We start from the raw sequence: 20324 nt of genomic DNA, 5'->3' as shown, positions 1-20324 counted from the left end.
TATGGCAGTAAATGCCGCTAAAATTGCACCTTTCTTATTAAACAAATTTACGATCAATAAACGAAGGTGTGCAATGGCAGATTGGAATGGCGAATACATTAGCCCTTACGCGGAGCACGGCAAGAAAAGTGAGCAGGTTAAGAAGATCACGGTATCCATTCCGTTAAAAGTGCTAAAGATATTGACGGATGAAAGAACTCGCCGCCAAATCAATAACCTACGCCATGCTACCAATAGCGAATTATTGTGTGAAGCGTTTTTGCATGCCTATACCGGTCAGCCACTACCGACCGATGAAGACTTGAGAAAAGACCGCCCAGATGATATCCCTACGGAAGTAAAAGCGATGATGACGGCGATGGGAATTGAGTTCGAAGCGTTTGATGAAGAATAAAATCTAGAAACTGGGTCCTGGGTCCTGGGTCCTGGGTCCTGGGAAAAATAAAAAAACGTTGACCGACAGGGCAACGTTTTTTTTGAAGCATATTCCAGGAACTAGGTACCTTTTTTCCCAAAAGCCCTAATATCCCCAAAACCCTACTATCTCCAAAGTCTCAACGACCTACTCAGTCATATAATTTTCAGGCATTTCAATTCTTGCCACGCCGGACTCTACTGCCGCGACCGCGACTGCTCTTGCTACTCGTGGTAACAAACGTGGATCCATTGGTTTTGGAATGATGTAATCTTTGCTAAATGACAACGCCGAGACACCAGCCGCATCCAATACTTCTTGAGGTACAGGCTCTTTGGCGATTTGACGAATAGCCTCAACAGCAGCAAGTTTCATCGCATCATTAATTTCGCTGGCTCGTACATCTAGTGCGCCACGGAAAATGAACGGGAAACACAATACGTTATTGACTTGGTTCGGGTAGTCCGAGCGCCCGGTACCCATAATGAGATCATCACGAACTTCATGGGCAAGTTCTGGTTTAATTTCAGGATCTGGGTTTGAACATGCAAAGACCACTGGCTTTTCTGCCATGAGTGTCAATGCTTCTGGAGGAAGTAGATCAGGCCCCGATACACCAAGGAAAAGATCAGCACCTTCAATCACATCTTCAAGAGTACGCTTATCCGTGTTATTCGCGAACATCTGCTTATATTCGTTTAAACCTTCACGGCGCGTGTGAATCACACCTTTACGATCCAGCATGTAGATCTTTTCACGCATCGCACCACATTTGATCAACAGCTCCATACACGCCGTCGCGGCAGCGCCTGCACCCAAACATACGATCGTAGCGTCACTTAGCTCTTTGCCTTGCAGCTCAATCGCATTCAGCATACCAGCCGCAGTTACAATCGCCGTTCCATGTTGATCGTCATGGAAAACAGGCACGTCACAACGCTCAATCAAGCGACGTTCAATTTCAAAACAATCTGGCGCTTTAATGTCTTCTAGGTTGATACCACCAAAGGTGTCTGAAATATTCGCTACCGTATCCACAAACTCATCTATTGTGCGATGCTTCACTTCAATATCAATAGAATCTAACCCAGCAAAACGCTTAAAGAGTAACGCCTTACCTTCCATCACCGGTTTCGAAGCAAGCGGGCCCAAGTTACCTAACCCTAAAATCGCGGTACCATTTGAAATCACGGCGACCATATTGCCCTTCGCCGTGTATTTATACACATTTTCCGCGTTTTGCGCGATTTCTCGTACCGGCTCAGCCACACCAGGGCTGTAGGCGAGAGCAAGATCCTTGGCAGAATCTGCGGGAGTCGTTAGAGCGATTTCAATTTTCCCAGGGGTTGGGTAGGCATGATAATCCAGAGCTTGTTGGCGGAATTCATCGATTTGGTGGTCATCGGACATGGTATGTGATCCTGCTTTTTCGAGTATGAAAGACTGAGTGTGATGGTTTCTTGTTTTAGTATAACCCGCTTAATAAGCGTATTTCGCTCGCCTAAAAGGGGGACAAGCGCGCGCATGTTATGTTCAGTGCGTCGCAACTTTAACCAATCATACTACGCTAGTTATCAGCAGTTTTGAACGGATACATCGGTATTTATACTAGTGGTCAGTCAAGCTATAACAACACGCTATACATTAAAGGGGGATAACGAGGGGATGGGACAAGCTAAGGGAAAAAAGAAGCAACAAAGATAAATAACAGAAACAAAAAAGGACGCCGAAGCGCCCTTTTTATATCTACGTAAGTAAAATAATTACTTGCTAGATAGTGCGCCGAAACGCTTGTTGAAGCGATCAACACGACCACCAGTATCAACGATACGTTGCTTACCAGTGTAGAATGGGTGACATTTGTCACATACGTCTAGGTGAATTGAATCTTTCGCTAGCGTAGAGTTGAACTCAAATGTATTGCCGCAAGAACAAGTTGCTGTTACAGCTTTGTATTCTGGGTGGATACCAACTTTCATGGGAAACCTCAAATTTAGGCCGTGTCGCTATCCGAATCTTTGCCGGACACCACACGTAGTGAAAAAAATACCTGTGTTACCGCTTTTTACACTCAAAGGTGCAAATAAGCCATACCATCAAGGCGCAGTATAGTAATGAATAGTCGAGATTGAATCAACTAAAATTGCCACTTTTTTCGCCACCTTTAGGTGGCTTCATTCAGTTTATTCAATTAACTGTTTATCGAACCCAACATAGCTAGGTAGAATAGTCCTCTATTTTATCAATACCGATTTTACTATGCGCCCAAACGTTGCTCGTGTCGCACTGCCCGTGCCACTAGATAAACAGTTCGACTACATTGTTCCTACTCACCTCTTTCCAGTGGTGGGAGGGCGCGTATCTGTGCCGTTTGGACGTCAAACACTCGTCGGTATTGTGACTCAGTTCAGTCATCAGTCGGACTTTCCCATTGACCAACTCAAGCCGATAAAAGCCGCGCTTGATAGCCGTCCGATTTGGTCACAATCTTTATACGAACTTATTACTTGGTGCAGCCTTTATTACCAGCACCCATTAGGCGATACGTTACACAACGCTCTACCGGCGGCGCTGAGAAAAGGCAAACCCGCTGAATTTGCCACCACCGTTGAGTGGCAGTTGACAGAAGCGGGCAAAAATCAATTAATGCATGGTTTTGGCCGAGCCGTTAAACAAGCCAAAGCGATGCATTTTCTAGAAAGTGGCCCCTGTTCGCATCAAGCGCTATTAGATAATGACATCGGCAGCACAGTGCTAAAAACACTAGATGAGAAAGGTTGGGTTCGCTCTCATGAAAAACAGGCGCCAACGCTCAAGTGGCCAAGCGACTTAACCAATACTCCGCCCGATCTTCGACTCAATGAAGAACAAGCCATCGCGATTGCCTCGGTAAACAGCCAAACCGAATTTGGCTGCTACTTACTAGAAGGCGTGACAGGCTCTGGGAAAACGGAAGTCTATCTAAATATGATCAAGCCCGTGCTTGAACGCGGGCAACAAGCTCTCGTACTGGTACCAGAAATTGGCTTAACGCCACAAACGATAAACCGCTTTCGTAAGCGTTTTAATGTGCCCGTAGAAGTCATCCATTCAGGGCTTAATGATACCGAACGCTTAAATGCTTGGCTCAGCGCCAGAGATAAAGTCGCGGGTATTGTTATCGGCACACGCTCGGCATTACTCACGCCCTTTGCGGATCTTGGTATCATTATTGTTGATGAAGAACATGACACCTCTTATAAGCAGCAGGACAGCCTACGCTACCATGCCCGCGATGTGGCGGTTATGCGTGCCAACAAAGCACAGATCCCGATTGTTCTTGGCTCTGCAACCCCGTCATTAGAAACGCTGCAAAATGCGTTAAGTGGTAAATACCACCACTTAGTATTGAGTCAACGTGCAGGGCTTGCGGTTCCCACCACTAATAAAGTAATCGATGTAAAAGGTCAGTATTTAGAAAGCGGGCTTTCCGCACCGTTGATTGCGCAATTGCGTCGCCATTTAAACGCTGGCAATCAAGTAATGCTGTTTCTCAATAGACGAGGCTTTAGCCCGGCTTTAATGTGCCATGAGTGTGGCTGGATCGCCGAATGCAAACGCTGTGATGCCTATTACACCTATCATCAGGCCAGCAATGAAATTCGTTGTCACCATTGCGGCTCCCAACACCCCGTTATCCACCAATGCCAAGGCTGCGGCTCGCATCAACTGGTTACAGTCGGTGTAGGCACTGAACAATTGGAATCTCAACTCGGCGAGCTGTTTCCTGAATACAAAACCATTCGAATTGATAGAGACAGTACGCGCCGAAAAGGCAGCCTTGAAGCAGCGCTAGATGCGATAAAGAAAAACGAATACCAAATCCTTATTGGTACGCAAATGCTGGCCAAAGGACACCACTTCCCCAACGTCACGCTCGTTGCGTTACTTGATGTAGACGGATCACTTTATAGCAGCGACTTTCGCGCGTCAGAGCGCTTAGCACAGCTATTTATTCAAGTGGCTGGACGAGCTGGGCGCGCCAGCAAACCAGGAGAAGTCTTACTGCAGACCCACCACCCCGATCACCCTTTACTGCAGTCATTACTCAACAAGGACTACCGACACTTTGCCGATACCGTTCTGCAAGAAAGAAAACAGGCACACCTGCCACCATTTAGCTTCCTTACGTTAATCCGTTGTGAAGCCAATAACCCCGCAGATGTGGAGACGTTTCTACGTCAGGTTCGCTACTCCCTTGAAGCGCATCCACTGTTTGATAATAGCTGCCTGGTACTGGGTCCAACCCCAGCCCCTATCGCCAAACGAGCGGGTAAGTCACGGTGGCAACTGATTTTGCAGGTACCGTCACGTAGCGTGATGCAAAACATCATTTCCAGTGCGAAGCCGGTGATCTCTCAATTACCATTAGCGAAAAAAGTGCGCTGGTCGATGGATATCGAGCCGCAAGACCTTAGCTAGACCATCGCAAACGTTTACTTTTAAAAATATCACCAGCTTTAGATGTGATACACTTCACAACTATGATGCAATTTCTGTTAAATGGACCGTAACTTTTTGTTTGGAAATGAATAATTTCCATTAATGCGTCATGATAATCAAGACCTGTTTATTCGCTTTGTTTATCCTAGCCATCCTAGTTAATTGACGACAATTCGTTGATTAAAAACTCAGTAAAATGGCATAACAAGAAAGATAACTTGAATAGCAAAGTGATGGCGAAAACCGCCAAAAAGTGCACTGAAAAGCAATCAGTGAAATAGGTATTTCATTAAATTAGCAAAACATGAGGAAAGTATTGTATGGCGACAATGAAGGATGTTGCCCAGCTTGCAGGGGTTTCTACCGCCACCGTTTCACGTGCACTAATGAACCCTGAAAAGGTCTCATCAAGTACGAGAAAGCGAGTGGAAGAGGCGGTATTAGAAGCTGGATATTCACCAAACTCCCTAGCTCGAAACCTGCGTCGTAACGAATCGAAAACCATCGTCACTATTGTACCTGATATATGCGACCCGTATTTTTCAGAGATCATCCGTGGTATTGAAGATGCAGCAATCGAGCATGGCTATTTAGTGCTATTGGGCGACAGTGGACAATCGCAAAAACGCGAAAACTCCTTTGTTAATTTGGTGTTCACCAAGCAAGCTGATGGCATGCTATTGCTCGGAACGGATCTTCCATTTGACATTAGTAAGCCAGAGCAAAAAAACCTCCCTCCCATTGTGATGGCGTGCGAATTTGCGCCTGAACTGGAGTTGCCAACGGTTCACATTGACAACCTGACGTCCGCTTTTGAGGCGGTGAACTACTTATCGCAACTGGGCCACAAGCGTATTGCGCAAATATCTGGACCCGACACCGCATTTTTGTGTCGTTTCCGACAACAAGGTTACCAACAGGCTCTGCGTCGCGCAGGCGTGCCAATGAACCCTTCTTACACCGTAAAAGGGGACTTTACCTTTGAAGCGGGCGCCAAGTCTGTTCGCACGTTATTAGCACTACCCGAGCCACCCACCGCTATTTTCTGTCACAACGACATTATGGCCATTGGCGCAATGCAAGAAGCCAAAAAGCTTGGCTTGCGCGTCCCGCAAGACTTATCCTTTGTCGGCTTTGATGATATTCAGTTCGCTCAATACTGCGATCCACCACTGACGACCATTTCACAGCCTAGATATGAAATTGGCCGTCAAGCCATGTATACCATGCTAGAAGTACTGCAAGGTGTAGACGTTAGAGCAGGCTCTCGCCTACTGGATACCGAACTTGTGATACGCGACAGTGCGGCTCCTCCAAGAATCATCTAACCAACCATTTGCTGACTTGCAAGTTGACCTCGTGGTATTTACCATGAGGTCAGTTATTTACTTCCACATTAGAAGTGTCATCAGTGGCAAACCGAGATTACGTTAGACGAGGCAAAGGTGCGAATACTGGCCGTCGTCCTGCAAAAAAGAAACCATCCGGCAAAAAACCATGGCGTAGCGGACTGCTTGCTATTGTTTTGACGTGCGGATTTGGCTACGGCTTATACCTGCTAAACCAAGATCCCGAGCCGGAAAAACCAACACCACCCGCGAAAACGGTCAGCAAGCCTAAAGCAAAGCAGGCCAAGCCTATCCCGCCTCCGCCTGAAGAGAAGTGGGATTACGTTGATACCCTGCCAAAGCGTGAAGTGGAAGTGAAAGCAAAAGAGCAAGTCGTCTCAGCTATCCCTTACATCATGCAGTGCGGCGCGTACAAAACTATGGCGCAAGCTGACGCTCGTAAATTGGATATCGCCTTCCAAGGTCTCTCTAGTAAGATCAGAAAGAAAGAGAACAGCAGTTGGTACCGCGTTGTTCTTGGGCCATACAAGCTCAAACGCGATGCCGAGCGAGATAAGCACAAATTACAACGCGCTAAGATAGAGCCGTGCGCGATTTGGAAAGAAACGCAGTAGGTATTGGGGAAGAGCGGTGCCTAGGTTCTAGGTTCTAGGTTCTAGGTTCTAAAAGGTTGTACTCTGAAGACTATTCTAGCCAACTAGTTGGCGCGGGCTTTAAACACGCGCTATCTAGGAACTAGGCACCGCTCTTCCCTCGCTCTTTTCCCTTTCCCCCACCTCTTCCCTTGAAATTCATTTCGCTCGTCCGCATATCCATTTCATACTGGAAATAAAATCTAAAATTTATGAGGCATACACCGTGACTACTATTGTATCTGTACGTCGAAATAACAAAGTTGTGATTGCTGGTGATGGACAAGTGTCCCTTGGCAATACTGTAATGAAAGGCAATGCCCGTAAAGTTCGCCGCCTCTACAACGACAAAGTTCTTGCTGGCTTTGCTGGCAGCACTGCGGATGCCTTCACGCTATTTGAGCGCTTTGAAAGCAAGCTGCAAATGCACCAAGGTCATCTCACTAAGGCCGCAGTAGAACTCGCCAAAGATTGGCGTAGCGATCGCGCCTTACGTAAATTAGAAGCGTTATTGGCAGTAGCCGATGAAACCGCCTCACTTATCATCACCGGTAACGGCGATGTAGTTCAACCAGAAAATGACCTTATTGCTATCGGCTCTGGTGGTAACTTTGCTCAAGCCTCAGCGATGGCTTTGCTTGAAAACACCGATCTTGATGCTCGCGAAATCGCAGAGAAGTCGCTCAAAATAGCGGGTGACATTTGCGTATTCACTAACCACAACCACACTATTGAAGAACTAGAAAGCGGCGAAAAGTAACGCCATAAAAACAAAGATAGTGTCCAATATTTGTAAGGAATAATGATGTCTGAAATGACCCCTCGTGAAATTGTTCACGAACTTAACCGCCATATTATTGGTCAAGATAACGCAAAGCGCTCAGTAGCGATTGCACTACGTAACCGCTGGCGTCGTATGCAGCTTGAAGAAAGTCTGCGTGTTGAAGTATCTCCAAAAAACATTCTGATGATCGGTCCTACCGGTGTCGGTAAAACCGAAATTGCTCGCCGTCTTGCAAAATTAGCCAACGCGCCTTTTATCAAAGTAGAAGCCACGAAATTTACCGAAGTGGGTTACGTGGGTAAGGAAGTCGAAACCATCATCCGCGACTTAACCGATGTGGCCATTAAGATGACTCATCAGCAGGCAATGGAAAAAGTGACATTCCGCGCTGAAGAACAAGCTGAAGAGCGCATTCTTGACGCCCTACTACCACCAGCACGCGATGCTTGGGGACAGAACGAACAACAAGACAACACAGCTTCCAATACTCGCCAAACGTTCCGTAAAAAACTGCGCGAAGGTAAGCTCGACGACAAAGAAATTGAAATTGATGTCGCAGCCTCGCAAATGGGCGTGGAAATCATGGCGCCTCCTGGTATGGAAGAAATGACCAACCAGCTACAGAGCATGTTCCAAAACCTAGGTGGTGATACCACTAAAAAGCGTAAGCTGAAAATCAAAGATGCCTTTAAAGCTCTAACTGAAGAAGAAGCGGCAAAACTGGTTAACCAAGAAGAACTGAAAGAACAATCCATCTATAACGTTGAAAACAATGGTATTGTTTTTATCGATGAGATCGACAAAATCTGTAAGCGCGGCGAAGCTTCAGGCCCTGACGTATCACGTGAAGGGGTGCAACGAGACCTGCTTCCACTCATTGAAGGCAGTACGGTGTCAACAAAACACGGCATGGTAAAAACGGACCATATCCTATTTATCACCTCGGGCGCATTCCAAGTGGCTAAGCCATCTGATCTGATCCCTGAGCTACAAGGCCGCTTGCCAATTCGTGTTGAACTTGAAGCACTAAGCAGCAACGACTTTAAACGTATCCTTACCGAGCCAAAAGCGTCGTTAACCGAGCAATATACCGCGCTAATGAAGACCGAAAACGTCGATGTTTCGTTTACCGAAGACGGCATCCAGCAAATTGCCGACGCGGCATGGAAAGTTAATGAAACCACAGAAAACATTGGTGCTCGCCGACTGCATACAGTAATGGAACGCTTAATGGATGAGATTTCATTCGATGCAACAGAAAAATCTGGCGCAAGCTTAGTCATTGACTCCGCTTACGTCACCTCACGCCTTGGCGAGTTTGTTGATGATGAAGATCTGAGCCGATTCATTCTTTAATCTCAAATATCGACCATGCGCACGGTATCTAAATTTATGTAGATCCCTGCAAGTGCAATAAATAAATGGAGTGAGGTTAACGGCATACTGTTAACCTCACTTTTTATTTGTCGCTGAGAATTTGGTGCTCTGCCAAAATTGCGTATACTCCTTTGTACGCGTATCAGAAATAAGCAATTATGAATAAATCAGTCCAAATCTGGCTCGATGCAGCCCGACCAAAAACACTGCCCCTCGCTTTGGTTTCCATCGTCACTGGCAGTACCCTCGCCTTTTCAACGGGTAGCATGTCTTGGAGTATCGCCTTACTGGCGCTCGTCACCGCCACCTTGTTGCAAATACTGTCGAACTTAGCCAACGACTATGGCGATGCTGTTAAAGGGACAGACAACGAAAATCGCTTAGGACCGGTGCGTGCGATTCAATCTGGTGAAGTGACACAGCAAGAGATGAAAAAAGCCATCATCTTTAATATTGTGCTCACGGTATTCGCCGGTCTTGGGCTCATCTTTCACGCCTTAGATTCACTGCAAAACATTCTCGCCTTTATCGCCCTTGGCGTACTGGCCATCATTGCTGCCATTGCTTATACCGTTGGCAATAAGCCCTATGGCTATGTCGGCCTTGGGGACATCTCTGTTTTTATCTTTTTTGGCTTGCTCGGCGTTTCTGGTACCTATTTTCTACACACAGGTCACATCGACTCGTTGTTAGCACTGCCAGCCATTGGCTGTGGGTTGCTCGCGGTCGCAGTGTTAAACGTCAATAATATGCGCGATATTGACAATGATAACGCATGTGGAAAGCGCACCGTGGCCGTTCGCTTGGGCGCACAACGAGCTAAGCGCTACCATACCTTGCTACTCAGCAGCGCCATCATTGCCTTTGCTCTGTATTTAATCGCCCAATCCCTGACACATTCTGCCCCGCTTTGGGTGATTCTGCCCTTTGCGCTGAGCGCTATCGTTGTTGGGCGCCATGCCAGTGCCGTATGGCGTGCCACTGAGCCTGCTCAGATCGCCCCCATGATGCCAGTCGTGGTAAAATGTTCACTTGTCACTAATATCTTGTTTTCTGGAATTGTTATAGCTCAAACTCTGATGACTTAATTGCGCCTTGTCATTGCATTGACTTAGTCACCCGATATACTCGAAACATACCCTTTGCTAACTGAACAGAAGAATCGCCATGGAATACAGTACTTCAGCACTATGTGATATCTACCTAGACCAAGTCGACGTGGTCGAACCTATGTTCAGCAATTTTGGCGGTCGTGCCTCCTTTGCTGGTCAAGTAACATCGGTAAAATGTTTTGAGGATAATGGCGTGATCCGCGACATCCTAGAGCAAGATGGCGTAGGTCGAATCCTATTAGTCGATGGCGGTGGTTCACTGCGTAAAGCACTCATTGATGCAGAAATTGCAGCGCTGGCGGAAGATAACGAGTGGGAAGGCATCATTGTCTATGGCTGCGTCCGTGAAGTCGATGAACTTGAAGAGATGAACCTTGGCATACAAGCCCTAGCGTCTATCCCTGTTGGTGCGGCGCAGAGCGAAATTGGCGAGATTGACGTACCAGTTAACTTTGGTGGGGTAACCTTCCTACCGGAAGATTATGTGTACGCAGATAACACGGGGATCATCCTGTCTCAAGAGCCGCTTGATGTAAATTTAGAGATAGACGAAAAAGACGCGGAAGAGTAAGCCGTAAAGCTAAGTACAAGCTGACAAGCTCCCTGCCTACGCAGAAATGATAAAAATTGAATCAAAAAAAACGAGAGCACATTGCTCTCGTTTTTTATATCAGTCGAAACTAGCCACTCATCTCTGTAGCAATAGCTAGTCGTCTCTTTAGCAATAACTAGTCGTTACCAAACAAGTCTCGCGTGTAAACCTTCTCAGCCACATCCTCAAGCTCTGGCAACATACGGTTAGAGATGATGACATCGGCCTCTTGCTTAAACGCCGCCACATCACGAATCACACGTGAATGGAAGAAATGATCTTCTTCTAACACCGGCTCGTAAACAATCACTTCAATGCCTTTGGCTTTTAACCGCTTCATGATGCCTTGAATGCTCGACGCGCGGAAATTGTCCGAACCCGACTTCATGATCAAACGATACACGCCCACCACTTTTGGATTACGCTTCATAATCGACTCTGCGACAAAATCCTTGCGGGTTCGGTTAGCGTCTACGATGGCGCCGATAATGTTATTTGGCACTTCTTGATAGTTCGCCAGCAGCTGCTTGGTGTCTTTTGGCAGACAATAACCGCCATAACCAAACGAAGGATTGCAGTAATGCCCGCCAATACGAGGGTCTAACGCCACCCCTTCAATGATTTGGCGAGTATCTAAGCCTGCCGCTTCTGCGTAAGAATCCAGCTCGTTAAAATACGCCACACGCATCGCAAGATAAGTGTTAGAGAACAGCTTAACCGCTTCCGCTTCGGTGGAGTCAGTAAACAGCACATCGATGTTTTCTTTCTGCGCGCCTTCAACCAGCAGATCAGCAAAGACTTTCGCGCGTTCGCTGCGCTCACCAATGATGATGCGAGACGGATTCAAGTTATCAAACAGCGCACTGCCTTCGCGTAAAAACTCTGGCGAGAAAATGACGTTTTCTGTGCCTAGTTCTTCGCGTACCCGCACTGTGTACCCAACAGGCACCGTCGACTTAATCACGATAACCGCGCTTGGGTTCACCGCAAGCACATCTTTAATCACCGCTTCTACGGAACCGGTATTAAAGTAGTTAGTTTGTGGGTCGTAATCCGTAGGCGTCGCGACAATGACATAATCGGCATTCGAGTAAGCCAATGTTTTATCCAACGTCGCGGTAAAATTCAGATCATCACGTTTCAGAAACGCCTCAATTTCAGTATCGACGATTGGAGACTGACCGTTACATAACAGCGCCACTTTTTCTTCATTAATATCGACTGCCACTACCTCATGATTTTGAGATAGGAGCATCGCATTTGATAGGCCTACGTAGCCAGTTCCTGCAACAGCAATTTTCATAGTTTCATCTTACACATTGGTTTGGACTACATTAAATCCAGTTATAGTTGATTCGCTTGATTCCAGACTAAATCACCAATGCCATCCGTTGGCACAAAGCCAGTGGGCGCCTCTAGCATCAAGCGTCTTAATTTTTCTTGGTCGAAATTGTCTGCGGCAAGTTGAATTTCGTCAAGTAACGCTTTGTATTGCTTGGTGTCCATAGAAACCTCTTGCGCCATCATTATTCGATCGTGACTCGTTTTGGAAACGTTATCGCCAATCAATAACTCCTCAAACAGTTTTTCGCCAGGTCTCAACCCTGAATAAATCAACTCAATGTCACCATCCGGATTTTGCTCATCTTTGACTTCAAGACCAGATAAATGAATCAGGTTTTTAGCCAGGTCAGAAATTCGAACTGGCTCGCCCATATCAAGTACAAAGACATCGCCCCCTGTTCCCATCGCCCCTGCTTGGATAACTAACTGCGCTGCTTCAGGAATCGTCATGAAATAACGGATAATATCCTTATGCGTCACCGTAACGGGCCCCCCACCTGCAATTTGAGACTTAAACAATGGGATCACAGACCCAGATGACCCAAGTACATTACCAAAACGTACCATAGAAAAAATCGTGTTATGCGATATTTGATATTCTTTTGCCAACGATTGAAGGCCTAATTCAGCCAAACGCTTAGTTGTTCCCATAACATTAGTCGGACGAACCGCTTTATCTGTAGAGATCAATACGAAAGACTCTACATCCGCTTCAATCGCAGCCAACGCCGTACGATAGGTGCCAAGGACGTTATTCTGCATCCCTTCAGCCACATTGTATTCCACCAAAGGCACATGCTTATATGCCGCTGCATGATAAACCGTTTTAACTTGATACGCAGACATAGTACGAACCAATCTAGCTTGATCTTGTACGTTACCTAGGATCGGCACAATATCAATGTGTGGCGCTAATGCACGTAGTTCACGCTCGATACGATATAAAGAGTACTCTGACAACTCAAATAAAACTAAAGCCGTAGGTTGATGCTTGACGATCTGACGACAAAGCTCTGAGCCAATTGAACCACCAGCACCCGTCACCATCACCACTTTGGTTTTATTATTTTTTTCCAAGAGATCTTGATTTGGCATAACAGGATCTCGTCCAAGTAAATCTTCAATCGCCACTTCTTTAAGCTGGTCAATTTGATACTCACCATTAACGATATCCGCAAGGTTAGGAATGGTCATCACTTCTACGGGGTACTGAGACACATTTTCAATAACACGTTTACGTTCATTTTTTGATGCCGTTGGCATTGCCAACAGTACTTTTTCAACTTTTTCCTTTTGAATGAGCTTACTCAAATACTTATGCCGAAAAACCGTTACTCCTTGGATCGTCGTCTTATGCATTTTTCGGTCATCATCGATAAATGCGACAACGCGGTACTCTTCTCCCTGCGAAATTAAATTATACAGTTGCCTTCCGGCATTTCCTGCTCCGTAGATAAGGACTGGTGTTCGCCCTCTAACAATCAAATCAGAGACCAACATTCGAACCAGTAATCGAGCGCCTCCGCTCAATGACACTAAAAAAGTCGCATAAATAATTGGCACGGAACGAGGCAAAAACGCCTGGAAATAATGGGAAAAAAGGACAATTGACAGCGATGAAATGATGGCACCAAATGCAATGGTAACAACAGCGTGTAAACTCAAGTATCGTAAAACTGCGCGGTATAAACCCGTATTGATAAAAGTTAGAACGGTGACTCCAGAAACGGCAGCTAAAACGAACCAATAGTCGGCATCAAACAAAAACTCATCGAGATAGCCCATACGGGCGTAGAATGCGCCCCAAAACGAGAGAGAAATAAACAATAAATCACAGGCAACACTCACGACTCTTTTTAATGGTCTTGGCATCGCCCATATTGGGTTAAGAGAAAGCACTGAGGCTCCTTACTATAAGTGTATAACCAAAAGTATGGTCTACTTAGAAACGCGATCGCCCATGCCTTTACCTGTTGCCGTCGCTAAAATATAACGGAAGTAATGTGATAGCGTTAAAGTATCAATCATTTCCTTATCCGTTTTAGCTAACAACTCTGGTGTCGACATATCAATGTTACTCACCTGCGCTAATCCAGTCACACCGGGCAATACCTCATAAACCCCCAAAGCATCTCGCGCTGAGATGAGCTCCTCTTGATTAAATAAATTTGGCCGTGGGCCTACTAAACTCATCTCACCTTTCACGACATTGATGAGCTGTGGTAGCTCATCAATTTTAGTTTTACGTAAAAATGCGCCAAGCTTAGTAATAGAACTACGACTTGCCAAGTGACTAGCGACGGACTTGGTTTCCAGCGACATAGTTCGAAACTTGATCAGGTTAAATGGCCTTTTATTTCTACCTACACGCTCTTGGATAAAGATCGGGGAACCTGTATCAAATAAGCCAATGATCGTAACAATCACCAAAATTGGCCATAAAAATACCAACCCAAAAAACGCGATTAAAAAATCTAAAAGACGTAACATCACTTTCTCGCAAAATGTTGTGTGCGTAATAATTAAAGGCTCTTACTCATTAGAGCAAGGCTTTGCTCCATAGAAAAAGGAGGCGTCCAGTCTAACATACGTTCATTTTTATGAATATCGACTTGTAACGAACCTGCAAGCCGCTCTATTACCGCTGACTTCCCTGTTAATCGACCTACTAATTTAAATAAACTCATTGGCACTGGAAGCATCAAAACCTTACGGCCTTGAGCACTCGCAAGTAGCTCAATCAGTGTACGAGTCGATACGTCTTGCCCGTCAGAGACTAGGAACACCTGGTTAGCTGCATTAGGGTGCTCAAGACAAACTTCAATAAAGCTCAATAAATTGTATACAGACACTAAACTACGACGATTTTCGGTCACACAACCAAGAGGTAAAGGCCAGCCTTTCCCTGCAAGTTTATATAACGAAGCAAAGTTAGCCTTCACTCCCGGCCCATAAACTAAGGGAGGACGAATGATCACAATCTCCATGCCTGTTTGATCTCCCAGCTCTAAAAGCTGAGTTTCCGCTTCTGATTTTGATAATCCGTAATCATCTTGTGGAGCTCGAACCCCATCAGCAGTAAAAGCCTCTGACGTGGTGGCTTCACCGCTCACTTTAATCGAACTAATGAAGATAAAACGCTTTACACCCTGAGAAGCGGCTTGTTGAGCAAGTTCCAGCGTGCCAACGGTATTAATCTTTCGGTATTCATCCAATGAGTTACTGGAATTGTCTTGCATGACATGAGCGCGTGCGGCGCTATGAACGACAACATCAACGTTAGTAAGTTCTAATTTTTCCGTTTCAATATCTTGCAACTGTCCTTTTACATATTTTCCTTGCCAACCGATTGGGCGCTGACGACCAAAGCAGGTTACTTCATGCTTAAGACTAAATGCAGAAAGAATATGGTGGCCAACAAAGCCACTTGAGCCTGTAAGAAAAACTTTCATCATATTCGCTATTACTCCCTAGGTTCTTCGTAAATGACGTCAAATGATGCAAGCACACTTTTATAATCAAATTTCGCTTGGGCCATGATGCGACTACGTTTCCCATACAGGCTTCTTAACGCGCGGTCTTCAGATAGTTGCTGGATAGCATCAGCAAGCGCACGGGAATCTTTGACAGGCACGAGTAAACCATTTGGTTCTCCACTGTCAATCAACTGCCGACATCCTGGTGTATCACTGGTGATGATCGCTAAGCCACATGATGCGGCCTCAATGAGCGATTTTGGCAGTCCTTCCCGATAAGATGGCAAACAAGCGATATCTGCAGCTTGATAGATATTTTTTATATCTGTTCGATGCCCAAGAAATTCAATTAAACCAGCGTCATGCGCAGCAATAAGCTCAGACTCTTTAAGTGAGGAAATGTTTTCATCGTCAACACCACCCACCATACGTAGCAGCACATCAACTTGACGCTCTTTCACCAATTGAGCTGCTTCAATAAACTCTCGAGCCCCTTTATCTTTGAGCATTCTAGCTAAAAAAACGACAACTGGTTTATCATTTTTTGAGTCAACTGGCGCAAAGTACTGGGTATCGATACCAGCTCCATTAACCAGAGCGGTACGCGACATAGGGACGATACCATCACTAATAAATAAATTACGGTCATCATCATTTTCAAACACGACGGTCGCTTGAGGCTGTGAAAGAACAAACCGATATATTGACTCTACAACGCGCCACAATACACGAGCCTTTGAGCTTTCCGCTAAAGATAGAGACCCAAGCCCGGTAATTGAAAATACGGCGCGACTTGGTCGAATACTATTGACGATTTTCGTCAAAAAGCCACTATAGAGAACCGGTTTTATTGTGAATGCATGAAGGAGGTCAGGTTTAATTTGCTTGAACAGCTTAAATAATGTCCATATGACTTTGATCTCGTTAAGTGGATTAGTGCCGTCACGAGTCACACCATAATTGTGATAACGAAAACCTAGGGCTTCATATTCTTCACGCTTTTCTTCATCACCGGTAATGATGTGAACCGTGTAGCCTTTCTCTAAATTATGTTTTGCCAAGCGGAAAAAGTGGGAATGGAAAAACCAAGAGACGTTGACGACATATACAAGCCTCATTCGTTTACCTCATGAAATTTTAAATAAATTATGAGCAGCGGAAAAATAACCACTGCCTAGCCACACATTCAAATTTACAAACAAATAGAGCACGAGTCTGCTCCTACTTTATCAAACCTGCAAATTTAAGAAGAAACAAATTACATTGAATACCTAAAAATGAAGAAATATATAAAATAAAAACTCTCGTATCTTTCAATATATAAGGCTTAAGTACTGCTCGCTTTAGCATATGTTCTTTTAATCCACCTAAATACAAATAGTATGCCGATTTCTTATCTAGAGTCTGTAGTTGCTCAACAGTTGCAAGTCCCTCATCAAACATTTTTGATGATAACAAAGCAAATTCTTGCCCCCAACGACCTGTTTTTGACCACGTCATACTCCCTGCATGCTCACGCCAAATACATACATTTTCATGGCAGTACGCTATCTGCCATTGCTTTGCAATTCTTAGGAAAAAGTCATACTCTTCAACCATTGAAAATCGAGTATCAACCCAATGTCCTAGAGTACTCAAACATTCACGCCGAAACATCACACTAGGAATCATAACCTTATAACTTTGTAGCCAGAGTTTAAAAACACTCCCAGATTGCTGAATATCGTTATAAAACAGTGAACGCTTCCCGGAGTTCTCAATCTCACCATTCGTGTAGACAAGGCCAATTGTATTATCGGTAAATGCATTTACACAAACTTCTAGACGGTTTGGAGAGTAAGCATCATCGGCATCAAGAAAAGAAACAAACTCACCTCTAGTCTTAGCTAAAGCAAGATTTCGCCCTTCCCCTAACGACGTATGAGCGGCTGCATAGAAATACTTAATTCGATCATCATCGTAACTTTTCACTATATCTGCGCTAGCATCCGTTGATTGATTATCCCAAAATATCAACTCAAAGTTTTCATAAGATTGGCTTAGTACACTTTCAATCGTCTCTCTCAAGTAGGTCGCGGAGTTAAAACAATTAATAATAATCGAAACTAAAGGTTTGTTAGTTAAAGAATTCATAAATACTATCTATTACGTAATCTTGTTCTTCATCCGTAAGATCGTTATGTATCGGGAGTGTCAGTAATTGCTCATATATGGCTTCTGTCAATGGAAGCGATGCACCCGTTGAAAACTTACTAAGCAAATGATTCGGCTTGTAATGGATGCCAACTTCAATATTTTTGGCCAGTAAAAAGTTTCGTAGCTCATCACGACGCTCTACTAGAACTACAAAAATATGTGAGACTGTATTTTCATAATCAAGCTTTAAAGGTATCATTTCTGATACGTTTTTTAACGCTGAAAGATACTTATTTGAGATGGCTTGGCGATTCGCCGTGAATTCATCAATACGAGATAGCTGCGCCAACCCTATTGCGGCATTAATGTTACTCATATGATAGCGGAACCCTGGTAGCTCAACATCAAAATCCCAACTACGCTGACCAGCATAACGTTGCTCGGTATCCTTCTTCACTCCTAAAAGGCGCATATCCTTAATATTGTTGATTGTTTTTGCATCAAATGCGACAACCGCACCGCCTTCGCCACACGTAATATTCTTTATGCCGTCAAAACTAAAGCAAATAACATCGCCAGTACTGCCTACTTTTTTCCCCAATGAGTAACATCCGAATGCTTGAGCAGCGTCCTCAATCACCCTAAGATTGTACTCTCTGGCTAAGTCGTAAACCTGTGAGATTCCAAGAGAAGAGCTCGCGTAATGGACAGGCATAATGGCTTTTGTATTTGCAGTGATCCTACTTTTGGCATCCTCAGCATCCAAAAATAGCGTATCCGGATTTACCTCACAGGCAACCGGTATAGCTCCACACGCAGAAATAGCCTGAAAAGAAGCAACATAGGTTAGCGATGGTACAATTACCTCATCACCTGGTTTAACTCCTATAGCTGCCAATGCTATATGAAGCGCTGATGTCCCAGAGTTCACTGCCGCAACATAGTCCGAATCAACCTCTAAAAATGAAGCAACCTCCATTTCAAATTTTTGTGTCTCAGCCCCCATACCTAGGTACTCTTTATCAAGAACATCAACAACCGCTGTTTTTTCAAGGGAAGACATAGAAGATTTAGATAATCTAATTTTATTCATCATCACTCCAATTAAATGGAATATCTTCAAGCGGTTTATTTTCTGCCTCTTGAGGGATATGTTCCATATTTGCAAAGTTCATTAGCAAATTAGTACCACTACCTACACCTTCAAATGCCATCCAGATCCCTTGAGGTACAGTAAGACGACAATAATTTTGCTTGTCAATTATAATCGAAAAGAAACGATGGTGAGTATGACTTGTCAAACGAGCATCATACATAACAAACTTGATCGCCCCTTCAGGAACAACAATATTCATCGTCATCTCGGTGTGTTTTTTCCATCCCTTCACTTGCTTATAGAGAATAGTCGAAAAATAAGCTTCTCCGAAACCATGAAAGCTATCTTCAGAAGCTTTAATTCCATGTAAAACATCCCCCTTGTCAACAGGAATAACCTTCAAAGGAGTAACGATAACACCATCAATTGAACTCATAACCATTGAATATTCTTCTTTTTCGCAATTTTGGCATATTCATTAATTTGTGACTTTGTGAAATCCAACGAATTTTCACCACCTTTATAGAAGTTGACATACCAATCACTCACCAACTGAGTGCATTCGACATAGTTTAAGGTAGCTTCCCACTTTAGGTGAAACAGCGCCTTATCACAGTTTAGTTTTAACAGCCCCGCCTCATGAAAAGGCAGATTATCTGTAACCGTAAACGCTTGTTCTGAATTACTAAAACCCCATTTATCACTCAGGTTAGACAGTAAATCTAACACAGTATGATTTTGTTCCGCTCGAGGGCCAAAGTTAAACTGTTCACCGTTCAGTTTTGGATTATTAGCAAGCTTTTCACCTAGCATTAAATAACCACTTAAAGGCTCCAGAACATGCTGCCAAGGTCGTGTTGCTTCTGGGCAACGAATTTCAACTTTATTATTAGAACTCCATGCGCGAACACAATCAGCTACAATCCTATCAGCCGCCCAGTCTCCACCTCCAATTACATTGCCAGCTCGTCCAGTGACAACCCGTACCTTACCACTATTTATAAAGAATGACTGATGGTACGCATGAAAGATAACCTCAGCAGCACCTTTAGAGCCACTATAAATATCTCTTCCTCCAACTGCATCCGTTTCTTTATAACCCCAAACCCACTCGACATTTTCGTAGCACTTATCACTTGTAATCATGACTACATTACATTCAAAATCGACATTTTTCAGAACATCAAGTACGTTAGCAGTTCCCATAACATTTGTAGATATCGTGTCAAGAGGATCAGTATAAGACAAGGATACTATTGGCTGCGCGGCTAAGTGAAATATAAAGTTTGGCTGGTAATCATTAATTATTTTATCGATAGCGGCTCTGTCACGAATATCAGCAAAATGATGTTGAATTTTATCTTCAATCTTAAGCTCTTCAAACATTGATGGCGATGTTGGGATACCGATAGAAATACCACATACGTCGGCTCCTAACTCCAATAACCAAGTAGTTAACCAAGTACCTTTGAAACCAGTATGGCCCGTGACCAGTACTTTTTTACCACGATAAATATCATTAAACATAA

The 20324-nt window shown here is 44.4% G+C and carries 19 protein-coding genes; 8 read left to right on the top strand and 11 right to left on the bottom strand.

Annotation, left to right across the window (positions count from 1 at the left end):
• Positions 1 to 73: 73 nt before the first annotated feature.
• Positions 74 to 394 carry a met regulon transcriptional regulator MetJ gene (gene metJ / locus L4D05_RS20225; RefSeq protein ID WP_250617880.1) on the top strand — a complete coding sequence of 107 codons (321 nt, stop codon included), beginning with the start codon at positions 74 to 76 and terminating at the stop codon, positions 392 to 394.
• Between the two features lie 168 nt (positions 395 to 562).
• Here metJ and L4D05_RS20220 read toward each other — a convergent pair whose 3' ends face one another.
• Entirely contained in the window at positions 563 to 1825 is a 1263-nt protein-coding gene (locus L4D05_RS20220) for a malic enzyme-like NAD(P)-binding protein (protein WP_428795113.1), read from the bottom strand.
• Positions 1826 to 2178: 353 nt separating this feature from the next.
• On the bottom strand, positions 2179 to 2394 hold the full coding sequence (gene rpmE, locus L4D05_RS20215) for a 50S ribosomal protein L31 (RefSeq protein ID WP_265676727.1): 216 nt from the start codon (positions 2392 to 2394) through the stop codon (positions 2179 to 2181).
• Between the two features lie 280 nt (positions 2395 to 2674).
• On the opposite strand from rpmE, the gene priA reads away from it, so the two are divergent.
• The 7 genes from priA to rraA all read left to right on the top strand — a co-directional run bounded on the left by priA (position 2675) and on the right by rraA (position 10722).
• Positions 2675 to 4876, top strand: a complete 2202-nt coding sequence (gene priA, locus L4D05_RS20210) for a primosomal protein N' (protein WP_428795112.1) — start codon at positions 2675 to 2677, stop codon at positions 4874 to 4876.
• Positions 4877 to 5217: 341 nt separating this feature from the next.
• Positions 5218 to 6225, top strand: a complete 1008-nt coding sequence (cytR, locus tag L4D05_RS20205) for a DNA-binding transcriptional regulator CytR (RefSeq protein ID WP_428753981.1) — start codon at positions 5218 to 5220, stop codon at positions 6223 to 6225.
• Between the two features lie 83 nt (positions 6226 to 6308).
• Entirely contained in the window at positions 6309 to 6860 is a 552-nt protein-coding gene (locus L4D05_RS20200) for an SPOR domain-containing protein (RefSeq protein WP_428795111.1), read from the top strand.
• A gap of 244 nt (positions 6861 to 7104) precedes the next feature.
• Positions 7105 to 7638: an ATP-dependent protease subunit HslV gene (hslV, locus tag L4D05_RS20195; protein WP_428753977.1), complete on the top strand. Its 534-nt coding sequence runs from the start codon at positions 7105 to 7107 to the stop codon at positions 7636 to 7638.
• Between the two features lie 45 nt (positions 7639 to 7683).
• On the top strand, positions 7684 to 9018 hold the full coding sequence (hslU, locus tag L4D05_RS20190) for an ATP-dependent protease ATPase subunit HslU (RefSeq protein ID WP_428754067.1): 1335 nt from the start codon (positions 7684 to 7686) through the stop codon (positions 9016 to 9018).
• A 179-nt stretch (positions 9019 to 9197) separates the two neighbouring features.
• Positions 9198 to 10127 carry a 1,4-dihydroxy-2-naphthoate polyprenyltransferase gene (locus L4D05_RS20185; RefSeq protein WP_428753975.1) on the top strand — a complete coding sequence of 310 codons (930 nt, stop codon included), beginning with the start codon at positions 9198 to 9200 and terminating at the stop codon, positions 10125 to 10127.
• A 79-nt stretch (positions 10128 to 10206) separates the two neighbouring features.
• A complete protein-coding gene (gene rraA / locus L4D05_RS20180; protein ID WP_428795110.1) occupies positions 10207 to 10722 on the top strand; it encodes a ribonuclease E activity regulator RraA in 516 nt (171 codons plus the stop codon).
• A 157-nt stretch (positions 10723 to 10879) separates the two neighbouring features.
• Here rraA and L4D05_RS20175 read toward each other — a convergent pair whose 3' ends face one another.
• From L4D05_RS20175 to rfbG, 9 genes are all read right to left on the bottom strand, one after another.
• On the bottom strand, positions 10880 to 12046 hold the full coding sequence (locus tag L4D05_RS20175) for a nucleotide sugar dehydrogenase (RefSeq protein ID WP_428795109.1): 1167 nt from the start codon (positions 12044 to 12046) through the stop codon (positions 10880 to 10882).
• A gap of 41 nt (positions 12047 to 12087) precedes the next feature.
• Positions 12088 to 13986 carry a polysaccharide biosynthesis protein gene (locus tag L4D05_RS20170; protein ID WP_428795108.1) on the bottom strand — a complete coding sequence of 633 codons (1899 nt, stop codon included), beginning with the start codon at positions 13984 to 13986 and terminating at the stop codon, positions 12088 to 12090.
• Between the two features lie 39 nt (positions 13987 to 14025).
• Complete coding sequence (locus L4D05_RS20165) at positions 14026 to 14577, bottom strand: sugar transferase (protein WP_428795107.1); 552 nt, start codon at positions 14575 to 14577, stop codon at positions 14026 to 14028.
• 32 nt (positions 14578 to 14609) lie between these two features.
• Complete coding sequence (locus tag L4D05_RS20160) at positions 14610 to 15542, bottom strand: UDP-glucose 4-epimerase family protein (protein WP_428795106.1); 933 nt, start codon at positions 15540 to 15542, stop codon at positions 14610 to 14612.
• Between the two features lie 8 nt (positions 15543 to 15550).
• Positions 15551 to 16681 carry a glycosyltransferase family 4 protein gene (locus tag L4D05_RS20155; protein WP_428795105.1) on the bottom strand — a complete coding sequence of 377 codons (1131 nt, stop codon included), beginning with the start codon at positions 16679 to 16681 and terminating at the stop codon, positions 15551 to 15553.
• A gap of 103 nt (positions 16682 to 16784) precedes the next feature.
• Positions 16785 to 17696: a glycosyltransferase family 2 protein gene (locus L4D05_RS20150; RefSeq protein ID WP_428795104.1), complete on the bottom strand. Its 912-nt coding sequence runs from the start codon at positions 17694 to 17696 to the stop codon at positions 16785 to 16787.
• The gene (locus L4D05_RS20145; RefSeq protein WP_428795103.1) at positions 17680 to 18795 is read right to left on the bottom strand and encodes a DegT/DnrJ/EryC1/StrS family aminotransferase; all 1116 of its coding nucleotides are present in this window, start codon (positions 18793 to 18795) and stop codon (positions 17680 to 17682) included. The genes L4D05_RS20150 and L4D05_RS20145 overlap by 17 nt, the downstream gene beginning before the upstream one ends.
• Positions 18785 to 19231 (bottom strand): dTDP-4-dehydrorhamnose 3,5-epimerase, encoded by a 447-nt coding sequence (locus L4D05_RS20140; RefSeq protein ID WP_428795102.1) that lies wholly within the window; start codon positions 19229 to 19231, stop codon positions 18785 to 18787. Before L4D05_RS20140 ends, L4D05_RS20145 begins: the two co-directional genes overlap by 11 nt.
• Entirely contained in the window at positions 19228 to 20322 is a 1095-nt protein-coding gene (gene rfbG, locus L4D05_RS20135) for a CDP-glucose 4,6-dehydratase (protein WP_428795101.1), read from the bottom strand. Before rfbG ends, L4D05_RS20140 begins: the two co-directional genes overlap by 4 nt.
• Between the last annotated feature and the right edge of the window lie 2 nt (positions 20323 to 20324).

Origin of the sequence: Vibrio nomapromontoriensis, from assembly GCF_050337205.1 — a bacterium.
In the GTDB taxonomy this organism is placed as follows: Bacteria; Pseudomonadota; Gammaproteobacteria; order Enterobacterales; family Vibrionaceae; genus Vibrio; species Vibrio nomapromontoriensis.
Note: the sequence above shows the minus strand (reverse complement) of the source record. Positions and strands in the feature narration are given on the sequence as shown.

What these genes read in the sequence shown, in the direction of transcription:
- L4D05_RS20160 (WP_428795106.1), bottom strand. Translation starts at nt 15,542, where the DNA reads ATGATGAAAGTTTTTCTTACAGGCTCAAGTGGCTTTGTTGGCCACCAT.
- L4D05_RS20140 (WP_428795102.1), bottom strand. Translation starts at nt 19,231, where the DNA reads ATGAGTTCAATTGATGGTGTTATCGTTACTCCTTTGAAGGTTATTCCT.
- L4D05_RS20145 (WP_428795103.1), bottom strand. Translation starts at nt 18,795, where the DNA reads ATGATGAATAAAATTAGATTATCTAAATCTTCTATGTCTTCCCTTGAA.
- L4D05_RS20165 (WP_428795107.1), bottom strand. Translation starts at nt 14,577, where the DNA reads ATGTTACGTCTTTTAGATTTTTTAATCGCGTTTTTTGGGTTGGTATTT.
- rraA (WP_428795110.1), top strand. Translation starts at nt 10,207, where the DNA reads ATGGAATACAGTACTTCAGCACTATGTGATATCTACCTAGACCAAGTC.
- rfbG (WP_428795101.1), bottom strand. Translation starts at nt 20,322, where the DNA reads ATGTTTAATGATATTTATCGTGGTAAAAAAGTACTGGTCACGGGCCAT.
- metJ (WP_250617880.1), top strand. Translation starts at nt 74, where the DNA reads ATGGCAGATTGGAATGGCGAATACATTAGCCCTTACGCGGAGCACGGC.
- L4D05_RS20175 (WP_428795109.1), bottom strand. Translation starts at nt 12,046, where the DNA reads ATGAAAATTGCTGTTGCAGGAACTGGCTACGTAGGCCTATCAAATGCG.
- cytR (WP_428753981.1), top strand. Translation starts at nt 5,218, where the DNA reads ATGGCGACAATGAAGGATGTTGCCCAGCTTGCAGGGGTTTCTACCGCC.
- L4D05_RS20220 (WP_428795113.1), bottom strand. Translation starts at nt 1,825, where the DNA reads ATGTCCGATGACCACCAAATCGATGAATTCCGCCAACAAGCTCTGGAT.
- priA (WP_428795112.1), top strand. Translation starts at nt 2,675, where the DNA reads ATGCGCCCAAACGTTGCTCGTGTCGCACTGCCCGTGCCACTAGATAAA.
- hslU (WP_428754067.1), top strand. Translation starts at nt 7,684, where the DNA reads ATGTCTGAAATGACCCCTCGTGAAATTGTTCACGAACTTAACCGCCAT.
- rpmE (WP_265676727.1), bottom strand. Translation starts at nt 2,394, where the DNA reads ATGAAAGTTGGTATCCACCCAGAATACAAAGCTGTAACAGCAACTTGT.
- L4D05_RS20155 (WP_428795105.1), bottom strand. Translation starts at nt 16,681, where the DNA reads ATGAGGCTTGTATATGTCGTCAACGTCTCTTGGTTTTTCCATTCCCAC.
- L4D05_RS20150 (WP_428795104.1), bottom strand. Translation starts at nt 17,696, where the DNA reads ATGAATTCTTTAACTAACAAACCTTTAGTTTCGATTATTATTAATTGT.
- L4D05_RS20185 (WP_428753975.1), top strand. Translation starts at nt 9,198, where the DNA reads ATGAATAAATCAGTCCAAATCTGGCTCGATGCAGCCCGACCAAAAACA.